Raw genomic sequence first — 17443 nt, 5'->3', positions numbered from 1 at the left:
CGGCAATGTATCGCCCTGCCGCAAGGCCCTGTGATTGGCCGCGCGAACGCGATAAGGTCCCGGCAAAACGGGACATCATCATGGCGGAACGCCCCGACAGCGACAGGGAATCGCGCCGTATCCTAGAGCGCGTTGCGCAGGAAACCGACCCGGCCGGCGCCTCCTTCGTGGCGCGGACGACGAAAGGCATGCGCGACCACGTCGCCGCCGCCGACGCCGACCGCACGGACCCGATCGAAGTCTGGGGCACGCGCATTGGCAGGATACTCGGCCTGCTTCTGGCGCTGGGCCTGATGGTCTGGCTCGTGCTTTTCCTCACCCGGGGCAGCTAGGAATCACAAAACAATGAGCGCCGAAAAACCCGACGCGCCGCGTGCGGTCATCGTCATTTCCAGCCATGTCGCACGCGGTTCGGTCGGCAACCGTGCCGCCGTCTTCGCCTTGGAGACCCTCGGCTTTCCGGTCTGGGCGGTGCCGACGGTCATCCTGCCCTGGCATCCCGGCCACGGGCGGGCGACGCGCATCGTGCCGCCACTCGACCAGTTCAAGGCACTGATGGCTGATCTTGAGCGCGCGCCATGGCTGGGCGAGGTCGGCGCGGTGCTGTCGGGCTATCTCGGCGAGGCCGGCCAGGCCGAGGCCGTCGCTTCGCTGGTCGCCGCGGTGAAGGCCAGGACGCCTGGCGCCGTCTATATCTGCGATCCGGTGATGGGTGATTCCGGCGGTCTCTATGTGCCGGAGCCCACCGCTGTCGCGCTGCGCGACCGGCTGATGCCGATCGCCAACATTGCCACGCCCAATCGCTATGAACTCGAATGGATGGCCGGCGTTCCCTTGCCCGATCTGAAATCGGTGATTTCGGCGGCGCTCCATGCCGGTCCGTCGACCATGCTGGTCACCTCGGCACAGTCGATGATGACGGGTGGCACCGGCAATCTGCTGCTCGACGGCACCCAGGCCCTCCTTGCCGAGCACCGCCTGATCGACAAGCCGCCGAACGGCCTGGGCGACCTGACGGCGGCCGTCTACCTTGCCCGCATCCTCTCCGGCCAGCCGCCGATCAAGGCGCTGCAATCGACCACGGCGGCGGTCTATGAGATCCTGGCACGCACCGCCAAGCGGGGCGGCGACGAACTGCAGCTCGAAACCGACGCGCAGAGCCTGTCGCACCCGATGGCCATGGTGCAGCTGCGTCACCTCACGCATCCGGGGCGGGACCGTCGGGCGTGACTTCGACCGAGGTCGTGATCGTCGGCGCCGATGGCTGCAAGGCCGGCTGGATCGCCGTGCGGCTCGAGCCCGATTCAACACCTCGTAACGCCGGTTCGACACCTGGTAACCCCGGTTCGGCGCCCCAGGTCGAGGTGTTCGCCAGCTTCGCCGCATTGCTCGAGGCAAGCCCGGACAATGCGGTTGTCGCCGTCGACATGCCGATCGGCCTGCCCGAATTTTCCAGCAAAGGCGGGCGCGGACCGGAAGCGCTGGTCAGGCCACTGCTCGGGGCACGCCAGTCCAGCGTCTTTTCGATCCCGTCCCGCGCCGCGCTCTATGCCGACACGAGCGAATTCACCACCGTCGAAGCCTGGTACGCCGCGCATCGCAAGGCAAGCGAGGTGGCCAGGGCCACATCCGACCCGCCGCGCGGCGTTTCCATCCAGGCCTTCGGCATCTTTTCGAAAATCCGCGAGATCGATACTTTGCTGATCGCGCGGCCGGATCTGCGCGGCCGCGTCTTCGAATCGCATCCGGAAGTCGCCTTCTGCCGCCTGAACGGCAATCAGGCCATGCAATTGCCGAAGAAGATCAAGGGCAGCGTCAACCCGGCCGGCATGGCGGAGCGCAAGGCGCTGCTGTGCCGGCACGGTTATGAGATGGGCTTTCTCGACCAGCCGCCGCCGCGCGGAGCGGCCGCGGACGATTTCCTCGACGCGGCTGTCATGATGCTGATCGCCGGCCGCATTGCCAGCGGCAGCGCGAAGCCATTTCCCAACCCGCCGCTCGCTGACGGTTTTGGCATACCGTTCGCCATCTGGGCTTGAATATCGACACACGCTCTGCTTTGGCGCATGGCATTTATGCCCAGCCCCCACAATTCTGCATTGCTCGCGACGGGCTTTTGCCGTTAGAGCCTTTCTCGACCGCAACGAGCTGCCGCCTCCAACTGGAAAGGCCTTAGCCGCCCATGCCTCATCTTCCTGACCACCTCCTCGCCGGCTACCGCAATTTCATGAATGGCCGCTACCTCACCGAGAGCGGGCGCTATCGTGAACTCGCCCGGGAGGGGCAAGCCCCCGAGACGATGATCGTCGCCTGCTGCGATTCCCGTTCGGCCCCTGAAGCGATCTTCGACGCCGGGCCGGGCGAACTCTTCGTGCTGCGCAATGTCGGCAATCTGGTGCCGCCCTACGAGCCGGATGGCGAGTTCCACTCGACCTCGGCCGCGCTCGAATTCGCGGTACAGAGCCTCAAGGTCAAGAATATCGTCGTCATGGGACATGGCCGCTGCGGCGGCATCCGCGCCGCGCTCGACCCCAATTCGGCACCGCTGTCCCCCGGCGACTTCATCGGCAAGTGGATGAGCCTGATCGCGCCAGCTGCCGAGACCGTCTCCTCCAGCACCTTCATGACGGCAACGGAGCGCCAGACAGCACTTGAGCGCATCTCGATCCGCTATTCCATCGCCAACCTCAGGACCTTTCCTTGCGTCTCGATCCTCGAGGGCAAGGGCCGGCTGTCGCTGCACGGGGCCTGGTTCGACATTTCGACCGGCGAGCTCTGGGTGATGAACAAGGACACCGGCGATTTCGAGCGGCCGGTGCTGGAATGAACGGGGCGGTGCGCCAGGCGATGAACGTCCGTTCGGTCGTTTTCACGGCGGCCGCACTGCTGATAGCGATTATCGCCGCCCGCGCCGATGACGGCGCCATCATCAGCCGCTGGTATGCGGCGCTGCTGGTCGCCGACCGTACCGAACTCGCCGACCTGCTTGCCGACGATGTCCGCATCACGCTCGACGACCTCGGCATCGTTCAAAGCAAGCAGGAGTTCATCGCCTCGCTCGACGAATGGAAAGGCGCGGTAGCGGGTGCCGCGATCCGCCACCGGATCGAGAAGAGCGAGGGCGGTGTCACCACGGTGATCGCCTGCTACGACTTCCCCAACAATGACATGCTGATGCAGGAAACCTTCGCGGTGACAGACAACCGCATCACCGCCAGTTCGCAAGCGGCAATCGCCGAAAACTGCGAAGGCTATTGAGGCGGATCGGCCAACTGCCATATTGCGGCCCCGCGGGCCGCGCCCTACATCGGTGACACCCTCCTCCTTGATGCCAGCGAAAGACCGTCCATGTCCTCCACGAAAGCCGTCGACCTCGCCGCCCATCCGCTGACCGCGTGGCAGGGCCCGCTCGGCCTGCCAGACTTTGCCCATATCGGCGACGGTGATTTTTCCCCGGTCTTCGACGCGGCACTGAAGGCGCATGAGGCCGAGATCGACGCGATCGCCGCCAACAAGGATGCACCGACCATCGAGAACACGCTTGAAGCGCTGGAGCTGGGCGGCGAGGCGCTCGATCACGTCTCGTCGATCTTCTGGTGCCGGGCCGGCGCCTACACCAACGATACGATCCAGGCGCTGGAGCGCGATATCTCGCCAAAAATGTCCAGGCATTTCTCGGCGATCTCGATGAACGAGAAACTTTTCGCCCGCATCGACGATCTCTACCAGCGCCGCGAGAACCTCGGGCTCGACGCCGAGACCTTGCGGGTACTGGAGAAGACCTGGAAGGGGTTTGTCCGCTCCGGCGCCAAGCTCGATGCCGAGGGCAAGAAGCGGCTGGCCCGGATCAATGAGGAACTGTCCTCGCTCGGCACGACGTTCGGCCAGAACGTGCTGGCCGACGAGCGCGATTGGGTGCTGTTCCTCGACGAGGCCGATCTTGCCGGCCTGCCGGATTTCCTGAAAAGTTCGATGGCCGAGGCGGCCGAGATGCGCGGCCAGAAGGGCCGCTACGCCGTCACTTTGTCGCGCTCGATCTACGAGCCGTTCACGACCTTCTCGGAACGCCGCGACCTGCGCGAGATCGCCTTCCGCGCCTTCACCATGCGCGGCCAGAATGGCGGCGCCAGCGACAACACATCCGTGGTGCGCGACATGCTGAAGCTGCGCGCCGAAAAGGCGAAACTGCTCGGCTACGCCTCCTTCGCCGCACTGAAGCTCGACGACACCATGGCCAAGACGCCGAAGGCGGTGCACGCGCTGCTCGATCCGGTGTGGGAAAAGGCGCTGGAAAAGGCCGCCGCCGACCAGAAGGAACTGGAACGCCTGGCGGCGGAAGCCGGCAGCAATGAAAAATTCGCCGCCTGGGACTGGCGTTTCTACCAGGAGAAGCTGCGGGCGGAAAAATTCGCTTTCGACGAGGCGGAACTGAAGCCCTATCTCCAGCTCGACCGGGTCATCGACGCCTGCTTCGACGTGGCGACAAAGTTGTTCGGCATCACCTTCGAGGAGAAGAAGGGCATTGCCGCCTGGCATCCCGATGCACGCGTCTTCGTGGTGAAGAATGCCGATGGCAGCGAGCGCGGCCTGTTCCTCGCCGACTATTTCGCACGGCCCTCGAAGCGGTCAGGCGCCTGGATGAGCGCGCTGAAGTCCGGCTATCATCTTGGCCAAGGCTCGAAGCCGGTGATCTACAATGTCATGAACTTCGCCAAGCCGCCGGCCGGCGAGCCGGCACTGCTGTCGGTCGACGAGGCGAAGACGCTGTTCCATGAATTCGGCCATGCGCTGCACGGCATGCTGACCGACGTCACCTGGCCGTCGGTATCAGGCACTTCGGTCAGCCGCGATTTCGTCGAGCTGCCTTCGCAGCTCTACGAGCACTGGCTGACGGTGCCGGCGGTGCTGGAGAAGCACGCCCTGCATGTCAAGACAGGCAAGCCGATGCCGAAGGCGCTGCTCGACAAGATGCTGGCCACCCGCACTTTCGGCGCCGGCTTCGCCACGGTCGAATTCACGTCTTCCGCCTTGATGGACATGGCCTATCACGCTCGGCCCGATGCCCCGGCGGAGCCGCTTCGTTTCGAAGCCGAAACGCTCGACAGGCTTGACATGCCCGACACCATCGCCATGCGCCACCGCACCCCGCATTTCGGTCATGTCTTCTCGGGCGACGGCTACTCGGCCGGCTACTATTCCTACATGTGGTCGGAAGTGCTGGACGCCGATGCCTTCGCCGCCTTTGAGGAGACCGGCGATCCCTTCAACCCGGCCCTGGCCGAGCGGCTGAGAAAGAACATCTACGCCGCCGGCGGTTCCAAGGATCCGGAAGAGCTGTACACGGCGTTTCGCGGCAAGATGCCGTCGCCGGAAGCGATGATGGTGAAGCGGGGGCTGGTGTAGCCCGGCCTCTTCCTTCTCCCCTTGCGGGAGAAGGTGGATCGGCGCGCAGCGCCGAGACGGATGAGGGGTGTTCCAGGGAACGCCGACGTCTCACTCCGCTGGAACACCCCTCATCCGTCGCCTGCGGCGACACCTTCTCCCGCAAGGGGAGAAGGGGGAGCCTACTCCTTCCACGGATCCTTCACCCTCGGCCAGACCGGCCGTGTCAGCTTCCTGTAATCCGTCACCGCAGGATTGCTCGGATAGGAACTCGGCGCCGAGACATAGATGATCTCGGCGGCGATCGGTTCGAAGCCGGCATAGAAATGGTTGGTCGACTTGATCAGCAGCATATCCTTGGCCAGCGGATCGACGCCGATGTTGGAGAAGATGTCCGGCTCGAAAGTCTGCGTGCGGTTGGTGTTGAGGATGATGTCGACCTCGGTGCCTTCGATGCGGACCAAAGCGGCCGGCCCAAGTGTCACCCGGCTTGGCCCGAAACTCTGCCACCCCTCGTTAACGGCTTTCAGCACCTTGACGCGCGCGTCGATCGGCTCGCCGGCCTGCGGGCCGGCCTTGCCGCCGAAGCGCAGGTCGATGACGGCGCCTTCGCCCGCCGCCAGGCAAAAAGTCACGGCGATCGGATCCCAGATCGTCGCCACGCCAAACTTGTCCAGGCCACGCGCCAGCATCTGGCGCAACACGAAGGTGCCGTCGCCGGGAACGCCGCCGCCGGGATTGTCCCAGATGTCGGCGATGACCACGGGCTTGCCGGGATTCCCGGCACGTACGGCCAGCGCCCGGTCGATGCCGCCGGCGGTATCAAGCATCGTCATCGCCGTATTTTCGCGCACGGCATAGAGTTCGCTCCCGAGCTGCTGCGCCAGCGCATCGCCCCTGGCCTTGTCATTGTCGGTGACGACGAGGATGCGCGTACCCATTTCCGGCACGTCGGCGGCCATGAAGCCGTGGATGACCGACACCGACAGCACGCCGTCCTTGCCGTGCATCGCCTTGATGCGGTCGACGAAGGAGCGCATCGGCTCGCGGCTGGTCGGCAGCACCTGGATCATGCGGCAGTCGAAGGTCGAAATCACCGGCTTGATCTCGCCGCGTGCGGCAGCCAGGCCAAGCTCGACGACATGTTCGCCGCGTTCATAGAAGTCGGTGTGCGGGAATTCGAGGAAGTAGGCCATGATATCGGAGGCCGCCACGCGCTTTGGCGTCAAATGGCTATGCGGATCGAACTCGGAGGCGATCACCACCTTGGGTCCGACAATTGCCCGCACGCGCTCAAGCAGGTCGCCTTCGCAATCGTCATAGCCTTGCGCCACCATGGCGCCATGCAGGCCGAGGATGACCGCGTCGACCGGCAGTGCCGCCTCGAGCTGCCCGAGAATCTCGTCGCGCAGCGCCTCGAAGGTCTGCCGCTGCACCAGGCCGCCGGGCTCGGCCCAGGTGGCGGTGCCTTCGATCACGGTCAGTCCTTCGGCGGCCGCGCGCCGGCGCAAGGCCACGATCGGCGAGGAGCACAATGTCGGCGTCTCCGGATGCTTGCCCGGCCCGGCATAGAACGCCATCTCGAACGAGGCCCTGTCGGTCGGCACCGGCGAGAAGGTGTTGGTTTCCGTCGCCAGCGAGGCGGTGAAGATGCGCATGAAAACTCCGTGGTGATTGCCGGCTACTTGACCGCCCCGAGCGCCAGTCCTCTGACAAGATATCGCTGCAGCCAGATGAACAGGATCGCCACCGGCAGCGTCGCCAGCAGGGTCGCCGCCATGACGTGATGCCACTCGATCGTGTAGCGGCCGGCGACGAGGGAAAAGACCTGAATCGGCAGCGTGTAGCTCTCCTGGCTGCGCAGCATGGTCAGCGCCACGACGAACTCGTTCCAGGCGTTGATGAAGGTGAAGATCGCCGTGACCGCGATCGCCGGCAGGCAGAGCGGCAGGAACACTTTGCGCAGCGTCAGCCAGCGGCCGGCGCCTTCCATCCACGCGGCTTCCTCGAGATCGCGCGGAATGGTGTCGAAATAGCTCTGCAGCATCCACACGGTGAAGGCGACGTTGAAGGCCATGTAGATGAAGCCGAGCGCCGTGGTCGACTCGACCAGCCCCCAGGCGGCCATCAGCCGGAACAGGCCGAGCACCAGCACAATCGGCGAGATCATCTGCGAGATCAGCAGGAACTGGCGAAAGGCCCCATAGCCGGCAAAGCGAAAGCGCGACATGGCGTAGGCGGCGGGTACGGAGATCAGGATGGCGCCGACCGTGGCGATGACCGACACATAGAGCGAGTTGGCCAGCGCCTGGCCGAAACCGGTCGCCACCCACATGTCGGAGAAGTTCGACCAGCGGAACTCGCTTGGCCACCAGGTCGGTGACAGCACTTCCTGCCGTGGCTTGACCGCGGTCAGGAACATCACCGCGAAGGGAAAGATCGTCACCACGATCAAAGGCGCCAAAAGCAGCCAGGCGATGATGGTGCGTTTGAGCTTGCCCGTCATGAGCTGATTTGTCATGCGCGTTGCTCCCGCATGGCGAGGCGTACATAGATCATGGTGAAGACCAGCAATATGGCGAACATCACCAGCGACACCGCCGAGGCCTCACCCAGTTTGCCGATGCGGAAGGCGAGTTTGTAGAGGTGGGTGACCAGGATGTCGGTCGAGTTGGCCGGCCCGCCCTGCGTCATCACCCAGATGATCGGGAACGAATTGAAGACATAGATGGTGTTGAGCACGATGGCGATGTTGATGAACGGCTTCAGCAGCGGAAAGGTGATCTCGCGGAACTGCTGCAGCGCCGTGGCCCCCTCAAGGGCGGCCGCCTCGTAAAGATCGTCCGGAATCGACGACAGTCCGCCGAGGACGATCGTCGTGGTGAACGGCACCGTCACCAATATGCCGATCAGCACCTGCATCGGGAACGCCGTCTCGGCGCTGGCCAGCCACTGGATGTTATGGTCGATCAGGCCAAGCCCGAGCAGCGCCGAATTCAGCATGCCGCTTTCGCCGCTCAGCGCCCAGCGCCAGACCACCGCCGTCATGGTCAGCGACACCGCCCAGGGCAGCATGATGATGACACGGGCAAGACCGCGGCCATAGAAATCGGTGTTGAGGATCATCGCCACCGGCACCGACAGCAGCAGTGCGCCGCCGACCACCAGCACGGTCCACAGACCGGTGCGCCAGAGTGCCGCGACGAAGTCGGGATCGGCGGCAAGGGCCGCGAAATTGGCAAGGCCGCTGAATTCGCGCAATTGGCCGAAGCGGTTGACGTCATGCGTCGAGATCTGGATCAGGTCCCAGACCGGCCAGAAGATGACGACCGCCGCCAGGAACAGGCTGGGCAAGGTCAGAAGATAGGGCAGGAAACGATTTTGCATCGGCTGGTTTGTACCGCGTTGCGAGGCATCCGTAGCGCGCTGGCTTGCCAGCTGAGCTAATACTGACTTTCAAACTCTCCCCGGCGTTTGCGCTGCCCCTCACCTGCCTGCCGGCATCCTCTCCCCGTATAGTGACGGGGAGAGGGACGCTTTCGTCCCGCTTTCGCCAATCACCAGCGTCTCAAAAAGGGCGCCGAGATCGCGGCCAGCTCTTTCTCCCCGTCACTATACGGGGAGAAATGCCCGGCAGGGCAATGAGGGGCGGCGCCAACGTTGCCGATTTGTCCTTTGTCCGGGGTGATTGCCTTGTCGGCCTTCACCACTCTTCTCGGGAGTCTTTGCATGCTTCTTCCAAGGGGAGTGGCGCGCCCCGCCTGAATCTGAGGCGCGCCACGGGCGCAGGGAGATACGCCCTATTGCTCGGGCACGGCCCCTATTTCTTCAACACTGCATTGGCCTTGGCCGCCGCGTCCTTCAGGCCTGCCTCGGGGTCGCCACCGAGATAGATCTTCTGCATGGCATCGGACGTGATCTGGGCAACCTCTTCCCAGCCCGGAATGACCGGCGCGAAGCGGGCGTCGGGCAAAAGCGCGGTGAAGGCGGCGAGGTCGGCATTGTTGACGTAGTAGTCCATCTTGGCCTCTTCCTTGTTCACCGGCAGGAAGCCCTCGCCTTGCGTGAACTTGGCGCGTTGCTCCGTGGTGAACAGGAAGTCCATAAGCTTCCAGGCCTCATCCTTGTTCTTTGAGTTCTTGAACATGATCATGGAATCGGTGACGCCATAGGTGCCGCGCGCGCCCGTCGGGCCGGCTGGAATGGCGGCGACGCCGTATTTCAGGGTCGGCGCCTCGTCCTTGATCTGGTTGGACAGGAAGGGCGCGGTGATCATCATGCCGACCTTGCCCTGCTTGAACAGGTTCTGCACATCCTCGCGGTTGTTGGAGGTGACGCCCGGCTCGGTCAGACCTTCATCGATCATCGACTTGTAGAGCTTGGCGGCTTCGAGCGCGCCCGGCGTGCCGAGGCCCGACGTGCCATCCTTGTTCAGTATCTCGGTGCCCTGCGACCACATGGCGTAGTAGTAATAGACGTCGGTCTCGATCTCCTTGCCCTGCAGGCCGAACCCGAAAGTACCGGACCCCAGCGCCTTGATCTTGCGGGCATCGTCCTGCAACTCGGTCCAGGTTGCCGGCGGCTTGGCGATGCCGGCCTTCTCGAACAGCTCCTTGTTGTAATACATGGCGCGGGCGGACGCCGCGATCGGCAGGCCGTAGGTCTTGCCGTTCATGATCGAGGGCGACAGGAAGGTGTCGATGAAGCGGCCCTTGAATTCGGGCGTGATGTAGCCGTCGAGCGGCTCGGCGACGTCCTGCTGGACGAAGTCGATCAGCCAGCGCGTGCCGATGATCGACAGGTCCGCATTGGTGCCGGCGGTGATGTCGGTGGTCAGCTTCTGCAGGAGCACATCCCACGGCACGACTTCGAACTTGACGGTGATGCCAGGGTTCTTTGCCTCGAACTCCTTCTTCACTTCCTCGAAATAGGGGCCGGTCTTGGCACTGTATTCGGCGACGGTGACGCGCACCTCACCCGCATTCGCCTGCGCGGCGAAGGCCAGCATGCTCATTCCGGCCATCAGGCCGACAGTCCATTTGGCAAGGCTCATCCGAGCTCTCCCATTTGTTTCGCGCATTTGCGCTTCCTGTGCCGATGGCTGGCACAAGATTTATGTGACTTTCCTACATTATCGATGAATTCACGCCATGCAAGCGGATTATCATGTTGCTTAATTACATTTCTTTCTTTAGCTTGCCGGCATCTGCCTGACCTGCGGGAGGAGCAAGCGCCGTGGTTTCGAAAGCCGAATTCGCAGGCCGCACTGTCGTCGTCACCGGTGCCGGCGGCGGCCTTGGCTCGGCCATCGTCGCGCTGCTGGCCGGCAGAGGCGCGCGGGTGGTCGGCTGCGACCAGTCCGAGGAGGCGCTGGCAAGCCCACAGCTTGCCTCGCGCCATGTCTTCAACCTTCTCGACCGGGCTTCGATCGAGGCGGGGATCGCCGCTGTGCTGGACAGGGACGGCGTGCCCGACATCCTGATCAACAATGCCGGCTGGACGCGCGCCGAGACGATCTCCGCACTCAACGCCGACAACATCGAGCATGAGCTCGACCTCAATCTGACCGGGGTCATGACCTTCGCCGACCCTATCGCCAAGGCGATGGCCGCGCGCGGCTCAGGCAGCGTCGTCTTCATCTCCTCCGTCAACGCCATCGCGCATTTCGGCAATCCGGCCTATGCGGTCGCCAAGGCCGGCATCAACGCCTATGCCAAATCGATCGCGGTCGAGCTTGGCCGCAGCGGCGTGCGCGCCAATGTCGTCTGCCCGGGATCGATCCGCACCGCCGCCTGGGACCATCGCCTGGCCAAGGACCCGGAAATCCTGGGCAAGTTGCAGCGGCTCTACCCGCTCGGACGCATCGTCAATGCCTCGGAAGTGGCTGAAGCCGTGGCTTTCCTTGCGTCGGACCGCGCCTCGGGCGTAACAGGCGTGGTGATGCCCGTGGATGCGGGGCTGACCGCCGGCTGCCTGCCGTTCATCGACGACATATTGGGAGCGTGACCATGACCGACGTCCTGTTTCGCAACCTGTCGAAATCCTTCGGCCAGCACAGGATCCTCGAGGACATCGGCCTCGACATCAAGAGTGGCGAATTCGTGGTGCTGGTCGGCCCGTCCGGCTGCGGCAAGTCGACCTTGCTGCGCATGCTGGCCGGGCTGGAGACAATCACGTCAGGCGATCTCCTGATCGGCGGCGTGCGCGCCAACGACCTGCCGCCACAGCAGCGCAACATCGCCATGGTGTTTCAGTCCTATGCGCTGTTCCCGCATCTGAAAGCCTCGGACAATATCGGCTTCGGCCCGAAGATCCGCGGCGAGACCCGCGCGACCATCGACCAGAAGGTCAAGAAGGCCTCGGGCGTCCTCAACCTGTTCTCCTATCTCGATCGCTACCCCCGGCAATTGTCGGGCGGCCAGCGCCAGCGCGTCGCCATGGGCCGCGCCATCGTGCGTGAACCCTCGGTGTTCCTGTTCGACGAACCGCTGTCCAACCTCGACGCCCAATTGCGCGTGCAGATGCGTACCGAGATCAAGGCGCTGCACCAGCGGCTGAAATCGACCATCGTCTACGTCACCCATGACCAGATCGAGGCCATGACCATGGCCGACCGTATCGTCGTGATGGACCGTGGCCGGATCCAGCAGGTCGGCGCCCCGCTCGAGCTTTATGATCGGCCGGCCAACAAGTTCGTTGCCGGCTTCCTTGGCTCGCCGTCGATGAGCTTTGTGTCCGGGGCTCTGAAGACAACGCCGGAGAAGACATGGTTCGAATCGGCCGGCGGCGGGCGGCTTGCGCTTGCCGGCAAGGCGGTGCCGGCGGGCAGCGCCGTGGAGGCCGGCATCCGACCCGAGCACTTCATCATCGGTGAAGCCGCCGACGCGATGGCGCTCAAGGTGGATGTCGTCGAGCCGACCGGCTCCGAAACCCACGTCTATGGCGCCATCGGCGCCGATACGGTGCGCGCCGTGTTCCGCGACAGGGTGCCGGTCAGGCCGGGCGACTTGCTGCCGGTCTCGGTCGATCCTGGCAACATCCACCTGTTCGACAAGGCGACAGGCCTGCCGCTGTGAAACGGGAAGTACCGACATGAAGACGAAAACACGGGCATGAAGACGCCGGCCGACATCATCACGCGGCTGCAGCTGATGTCGCAGGACGGCACCAAGTCGGATCGCCGGCTGGCCGGGCTCGTGCTGTCCGATCTCGATTTCGCCTCCAAGGCCGCGATCTCCGAGATTGCCGCGCGCGTCGGCGTCAGCGAGCCGACGGTGACCCGCTTCTGCCGCAATCTCGGCTGCGAGGGGCTGCGCGACTTCAAATTCTACCTGGCGCAGGCCATCGCCATTGGCGGCCAGTATCTGTCGCCCGAGCCTCTGAGCCGCGACGCCCGTGAGCAGCGCATCGCCTCCGCCATCACCGAAGCCGCGATCTCGGCAATCCAGCGCGCCAGCGAGAACCTCGACATGACGACGCTGGTCGCTGTCGCCGAGCGGCTTGCGACGTCAGGCAATGTGCTGTGCATCGGCTCCGGCGGCATCTCGTCGATGATGGCGACCGAAATGCAGAACCGGCTGTTCCGGCTCGGCCTGCCGGTGCTGGCCCAGATCGACGGCCAGCTGCAGCGCATGTACGCCGCCGTCGCCACGCCGGAAACCACGCTGGTCGCCTTTTCAGTGTCCGGCTATGCGCGCTCGGTCATCGAGGCGGTGCAGGTCGCGCAGCAATACGGCGCCACCACGGTGGCCGTCACCGCGCCCGATTCGACGCTGGCCAAGGTGGCCGACACGGTCATCCACCTGCAGCCGCTCGAGGATGGCAACATCTACAAGCCCACATCGTCGCGCTACGCGCTGCTGGCGATCGTCGACATGATCGTGACATCGGTCGCCGAGACGCGCGGCCCGAAGGTCTTGGAGAATTTGCGCCGCATCAAGCAAAGCGTGAACACGCTGAAGGTCGATGATCCGAAGCTGCCCTTGGGGGATTGAAGGCCGGCGCCGAAGCTGCCGATCTCCCCACCTGTGGGGGACGGCAGGACAGAGGGGGGCGCTGTCCCGCCGACATTTCAGGTTCGGAGTTGCCACAGCACTGGATTATGGATCAGCCGAGCGCCTCAACACGCTGCACCAGCGCCTCCGGATCACCCACGATGCGCAACGTCTTGAGCCTAGCCGTGCCGCCGGCGACGACCGAAACCGCCGATGCCGGCACTCCCAGTGTCTTGGCGACCAGCTTCTCCAGCGCCTGATTGGCCGCGCCATTTTCCGGCACGGCGCGGACCCGCGCCTTCAGATGGCTTCGCCCGTCCGCCGATGTCTCGACGCCTTCCAACCTGTCCATGGAAGATTTTGGTGTCAGCCGGACGAACAGGTCGATGCCGTTCTCGCGGATGCGCAGCGGCGCGCTCATGCAATTGCCGGGTTCACAGCACCAGCGGGGCTACCGTGGTGAGAATGAACTGCCTGACGAAGAACAGGATCAACAGCAGGATGATCGGCGAGATGTCGATGCCGCCAAGGTCGGGCATGAAGCGGCGGATCGGCCGCAGCGCCGGCTCGGTCAGCCGATAGAGCATGTTGCCGATGCTGCCGACGAACTGGTTGCGCGAATTGACGACGTTGAAGGCGTAGAGCCAGGAAAAGATCGCCGAGGCGATGATGATCCACCAGTAGAGGTCAAGCGCCATGACGATGGTTTGAATGAGGGCGAGCATGCCGGTCTCCAATTGTTGCCGACATGTAGCCATTGCACGCGAAACCGGCAAGGGCCGGCAGCCGCCGCGCCGGCCAACGAGGATTTCGGCAAAACGCCGCCTTGACAGAAATCCGCCGCGCCCGATAAATGCGCCATCCGTTGGACGGGGCTGTAGCTCAGCTGGGAGAGCGCGTCGTTCGCAATGACGAGGTCAGGAGTTCGATCCTCCTCAGCTCCACCATCGGAATAATCGCTTCTCCGTTTTTTGGCGCGCCGCCAGGGCGCAAGCACATGCGATGCAAGGCGATGCGGCGTTCCGCGCGCCAAAGCCCCCAAAAAAAGCCATAGGCGATTTGGCGAGGTCCGAGGCAAGACAGATTGTCAATTGGACTTATGGCGATGACCGTTGTCGGATTGCGCTATTTTTTTTGAAAGCCTCCCCATTAGACTGCTGTTCTCAAATCAGTTTTTTCTGTGAGTTGCGACAAGGCGTTTCGGCGGGGGCGACCGAAGGCGCTATATGGATTCCGAGTCGGAATGAAGAATTCGCCTGCGAAAGCAAAGACGTGTCCATACGCGAGAATCTCGCTGCAAATCTCAGACGGCTCTGCAAGGACCATGCCTCCGTAAGCGCGGTTTGCCGCGAATTGGGTATCAACCGCACGCAGTTCGAACGTTACCTGCAAGGGCAGACCGTTCCGAACAAGGCCACTGCCAAACTGATCTGCGACTACTTCCGCATCGATGAAGCCGAACTGTACCGCGACCCGGGTATTCCCGAGCCCATGGCCCCCGGCCTGCCGCCGATTTCGGAAAGCCTGTTCAAGCAGATGATCCGCCCACCTGCCGCATCGATCGCGGGAGGCACCTATTTCACATATTTTTCAATCCCGACCCGTTCCGACCTGTTGGTGCGGTCGGTAACCTTCGTGCGTCGCGAGGCCGAACTGGTCACATTCCGCCGGGTCACCGGGTGGTCGGAGCGCCGTGGCTCGATATGGGCGCGGGCGCGCGGCAATCACTATGGCGTGGCGATCTCTCGCCTGAACTGGATCTATTTCAGCGGCGTCAACCGTCGCCAGACCGGCGAGCCGTCGCTGATCTCCGTGCAATGGGCGCCGATCTCCGAACCGGTTCTGGTTGGCAAGGCCATGCTCCTGACCGAGACCGGGCCGGCATTCGTATCGGTCATCATGCGGCAGGACATGTCCGGCATCCGGCCACGGCATGCGATCCGCATGGCGCATGTCGTCAAGCTTGACGATCCGGGCATCGATCCGTTGGTCGTCAGTCTCGCCCGGGACGGGCAGGGCTGATCTCGCGCACCCAATTTACGCTAAATAAGAACAAGAATACCTCGAAAGAGCGTATGCTAGCGTATACCTACTCGCTATCTGAGAAAAATCGATTTTCTAAACTTTATCGCGAAGAAAGATATTTTAGATCGCGTGCCTTTTACTACGGTTTTAACACACCATTAACTCTTTCGACCTTACCTTTCTTCTCGCGGATCCCACGGTGGGGATCTTTCAACAGATCCCATTGGGGGGTCGGGAAAGGACGAAAAATGGCCAAGAAAGTGAGCAATGCCCCGAAGCTGACGGTTGCCGCGGGCACGCAGACCGTCTTCTTTTCGCAGGGCATGCACTACAACAAGCGCTGAAGTCGTTCGGCGCCGACGGGGATGTTCGCCCGTCGGCGCCTCACATTCACAAAACGGCATTCAGCATCATGAAAATGCGCTCTTCAAAAACGCTTGTCTTCTATCCCGGGACCAACAAGGTCACGGCCTGCAATTTCCTGACCAGAAGTGTCTTCGACTGCAGCCCCGAGGTGATCGGTCTTCTTGCATCCTGGGACGAATGGGCCTCCACGGCGGAGATTGCACGCGCCCACGGATGGTCGAAATCCGACCTCAATGCCGTCGTGCCGCAATTGCTTGATTTTTCCGCCCTGGTCACCGCCGGCTCGCCGCTGGCCGAACAGGAAACACAGTTCTCCGGACAATGGAGTTGGGGCATTCCGACCGCGCTGATGCATTTCTGTGTCCAGGACTCAGAGTTCATGACCATCGAACAGGCCGAGGCCCGCCAGATCGAGCGCGCCGGTCATGTCGCGCAGCCCGACCTCATGCTCAAGAACGCCGCCGGCGCCATCCGGCTGCCGAACGCACTCGACGACAACGAACTGCTGAGCCTGATGGCGCGGCGCCGCACCAACCGCACCGCGGCCGCGCCCACCATCACCGCGCGGCAGCTCTCCGATTGCCTGTTCGCGGGCATGGGCATTACCGGCGAGACCAGCAACTGCGTTGGCGCCCTGCCGCTGGGCATGACCCCTTCGGGTGGTGCGCGGAATCCTTATGAGGCCTATGTGGTCGCGCTTGGTGTCGAGGGTCTGGATCCCGGCGTCTATCATTATTCCGCCGCCGATCACGACCTCGGCAGGATCCCGGCCAACCATCTGCCGAAGATCTCCGAACTGGTCGGCGGGCAGGAATGGGCCGATACAATGCCATGCCTGATCCTGCTCTGCGCCAGGCTCGACCGCACCATGTGGAAATATGAGGATGCCAACGCCTATCGTGTCGTGCTGATCGAGGCCGGCCATATCGGCCAGAACGTGATGTTGGCGGCGACCCGACATGGCTTGTCGGCCTGCCCCACGGCAGCGCTCAGCCATTCGGCGATCAAGCGCCTCCTTGGCCTCGACCGCCTCACGGACGCACCTGTTTATGCGTTGACCCTCTCGACCCCGGAACCAAGCCCGCATCCGGCGGGCCACTCTATTAACTAGCCGACTCAGTATGTCCAGTGTAGCCAGTACGCGTTTCCCGAGTTCCATCCGATTACAGGAGCAACACGTGGCAAATCATTCCTTACGGCAGTCAGAGATCGATAGTCTTCAATATATCGCATCGATGACCAATGAGCTGGTGCAGATGGCCGAAGCAAGCCGTTTTCCCATGATCTCCTATCTGCTGGGCATGGCCTATGCCGAAGCCTTCGACGTCCTGCGCGGCGCGCGACCGGCAAGGCATGCCCAGCTCAGCGGCAATCCGATGCATCCCAGGCCGAACGTCAAGGAACACGCTCAGCCACGGAGAGCTTAGCGGATGCAACCGTCAGCCCTGTGCGCGCCGGTGGGCTCTCAGCCGAACCGGTGGGAGACACTGTGTGCGCTGCAAACCCTGCTGCCGCTCCTGAAGAGGGCAGCCGGCGATCTTGAGCGTCGCGACATGGTCTATTGGTTCGAGCAGGCCGACGCAGAGCTTGCCAACATCATCAGGGGTCGGCCATCCGATACCGCCGCGATCCCCGCCTTGATCGCCCGCAGTCCGCAGAATTGACATCATGCCTGG

Annotated in this window: 19 protein-coding genes and 1 tRNA gene; 14 read left to right on the top strand and 6 right to left on the bottom strand. The window is 63.3% G+C overall.

Features of this window, described 5'->3' with window-relative positions; translation table 11 throughout:
• The first annotated feature begins 80 nt into the window (after nt 1–80).
• The 6 genes from AC07UC_RS06565 to AC07UC_RS06540 all read left to right on the top strand — a co-directional run bounded on the left by AC07UC_RS06565 (nt 81) and on the right by AC07UC_RS06540 (nt 5403).
• On the top strand, nt 81–332 hold the full coding sequence (locus AC07UC_RS06565) for a hypothetical protein (protein WP_202325453.1): 252 nt from the start codon (nt 81–83) through the stop codon (nt 330–332).
• A gap of 13 nt (nt 333–345) precedes the next feature.
• Entirely contained in the window at nt 346–1230 is an 885-nt protein-coding gene (gene pdxY / locus AC07UC_RS06560) for a pyridoxal kinase PdxY (protein WP_202325452.1), read from the top strand.
• Nucleotides 1227–2039 (top strand): DUF429 domain-containing protein, encoded by an 813-nt coding sequence (locus AC07UC_RS06555; RefSeq protein WP_494904738.1) that lies wholly within the window; start codon nt 1227–1229, stop codon nt 2037–2039. Before pdxY ends, AC07UC_RS06555 begins: the two co-directional genes overlap by 4 nt.
• A gap of 143 nt (nt 2040–2182) precedes the next feature.
• On the top strand, nt 2183–2827 hold the full coding sequence (locus AC07UC_RS06550) for a carbonic anhydrase (protein WP_140775970.1): 645 nt from the start codon (nt 2183–2185) through the stop codon (nt 2825–2827).
• Nucleotides 2824–3258, top strand: coding sequence for a nuclear transport factor 2 family protein (locus AC07UC_RS06545; RefSeq protein WP_140775971.1), 435 nt, complete (start codon nt 2824–2826; stop codon nt 3256–3258). The genes AC07UC_RS06550 and AC07UC_RS06545 overlap by 4 nt, the downstream gene beginning before the upstream one ends.
• A gap of 90 nt (nt 3259–3348) precedes the next feature.
• Entirely contained in the window at nt 3349–5403 is a 2055-nt protein-coding gene (locus tag AC07UC_RS06540; RefSeq protein ID WP_494904736.1) for a M3 family metallopeptidase, read from the top strand.
• Between the two features lie 161 nt (nt 5404–5564).
• Here the strand turns inward: AC07UC_RS06540 and AC07UC_RS06535 are convergent, their stop codons facing one another.
• The 4 genes from AC07UC_RS06535 to AC07UC_RS06520 form a co-directional block, all read right to left on the bottom strand.
• The gene (locus AC07UC_RS06535) at nt 5565–7040 is read right to left on the bottom strand and encodes a M81 family metallopeptidase (protein ID WP_494904734.1); all 1476 of its coding nucleotides are present in this window, start codon (nt 7038–7040) and stop codon (nt 5565–5567) included.
• 23 nt (nt 7041–7063) lie between these two features.
• Nucleotides 7064–7888: a carbohydrate ABC transporter permease gene (locus tag AC07UC_RS06530; protein ID WP_202327189.1), complete on the bottom strand. Its 825-nt coding sequence runs from the start codon at nt 7886–7888 to the stop codon at nt 7064–7066.
• Nucleotides 7889–7899: 11 nt separating this feature from the next.
• Nucleotides 7900–8769 (bottom strand): carbohydrate ABC transporter permease, encoded by an 870-nt coding sequence (locus AC07UC_RS06525; protein ID WP_494904732.1) that lies wholly within the window; start codon nt 8767–8769, stop codon nt 7900–7902.
• Nucleotides 8770–9202: 433 nt separating this feature from the next.
• On the bottom strand, nt 9203–10435 hold the full coding sequence (locus tag AC07UC_RS06520; RefSeq protein WP_494904730.1) for an ABC transporter substrate-binding protein: 1233 nt from the start codon (nt 10433–10435) through the stop codon (nt 9203–9205).
• Nucleotides 10436–10617: 182 nt separating this feature from the next.
• On the opposite strand from AC07UC_RS06520, the gene AC07UC_RS06515 reads away from it, so the two are divergent.
• The 3 genes from AC07UC_RS06515 to AC07UC_RS06505 are packed head-to-tail and all read left to right on the top strand — an operon-like array spanning nt 10618 to nt 13376.
• Nucleotides 10618–11388 (top strand): SDR family NAD(P)-dependent oxidoreductase, encoded by a 771-nt coding sequence (locus tag AC07UC_RS06515; protein ID WP_494904728.1) that lies wholly within the window; start codon nt 10618–10620, stop codon nt 11386–11388.
• A gap of 2 nt (nt 11389–11390) precedes the next feature.
• Nucleotides 11391–12458, top strand: a complete 1068-nt coding sequence (locus AC07UC_RS06510; protein WP_140775977.1) for an ABC transporter ATP-binding protein — start codon at nt 11391–11393, stop codon at nt 12456–12458.
• A 36-nt stretch (nt 12459–12494) separates the two neighbouring features.
• On the top strand, nt 12495–13376 hold the full coding sequence (locus AC07UC_RS06505) for a MurR/RpiR family transcriptional regulator (protein WP_494904726.1): 882 nt from the start codon (nt 12495–12497) through the stop codon (nt 13374–13376).
• Between the two features lie 112 nt (nt 13377–13488).
• Here the strand turns inward: AC07UC_RS06505 and AC07UC_RS06500 are convergent, their stop codons facing one another.
• Both AC07UC_RS06500 and AC07UC_RS06495 read right to left on the bottom strand, forming a co-directional pair.
• Complete coding sequence (locus AC07UC_RS06500) at nt 13489–13797, bottom strand: DUF167 domain-containing protein (protein ID WP_494904724.1); 309 nt, start codon at nt 13795–13797, stop codon at nt 13489–13491.
• 13 nt (nt 13798–13810) lie between these two features.
• Nucleotides 13811–14101, bottom strand: coding sequence for a YggT family protein (locus tag AC07UC_RS06495; RefSeq protein WP_027047523.1), 291 nt, complete (start codon nt 14099–14101; stop codon nt 13811–13813).
• Nucleotides 14102–14247: 146 nt separating this feature from the next.
• Between AC07UC_RS06495 and AC07UC_RS06490 the strand changes: the two genes are divergently transcribed.
• The 5 genes from AC07UC_RS06490 to AC07UC_RS06470 all read left to right on the top strand — a co-directional run bounded on the left by AC07UC_RS06490 (nt 14248) and on the right by AC07UC_RS06470 (nt 17431).
• Nucleotides 14248–14323: transfer RNA gene (locus AC07UC_RS06490), tRNA-Ala, on the top strand.
• Nucleotides 14324–14648: 325 nt separating this feature from the next.
• Complete coding sequence (locus AC07UC_RS06485; RefSeq protein WP_140775980.1) at nt 14649–15398, top strand: helix-turn-helix domain-containing protein; 750 nt, start codon at nt 14649–14651, stop codon at nt 15396–15398.
• A gap of 421 nt (nt 15399–15819) precedes the next feature.
• Entirely contained in the window at nt 15820–16878 is a 1059-nt protein-coding gene (locus tag AC07UC_RS06480; protein WP_494904722.1) for a SagB/ThcOx family dehydrogenase, read from the top strand.
• Nucleotides 16879–16945: 67 nt separating this feature from the next.
• Nucleotides 16946–17194 carry a hypothetical protein gene (locus AC07UC_RS06475; protein WP_056574932.1) on the top strand — a complete coding sequence of 83 codons (249 nt, stop codon included), beginning with the start codon at nt 16946–16948 and terminating at the stop codon, nt 17192–17194.
• A gap of 3 nt (nt 17195–17197) precedes the next feature.
• A complete protein-coding gene (locus AC07UC_RS06470; protein WP_494904720.1) occupies nt 17198–17431 on the top strand; it encodes a hypothetical protein in 234 nt (77 codons plus the stop codon).
• Nucleotides 17432–17443: the final 12 nt, after the last annotated feature.

It is taken from the genome of Mesorhizobium sp. GW821-FHT04C10, from assembly GCF_059420305.1.
The sequence above is the reverse complement of the archived record's forward strand: the minus strand, read 5'-3'. Positions and strand labels throughout refer to the sequence as shown.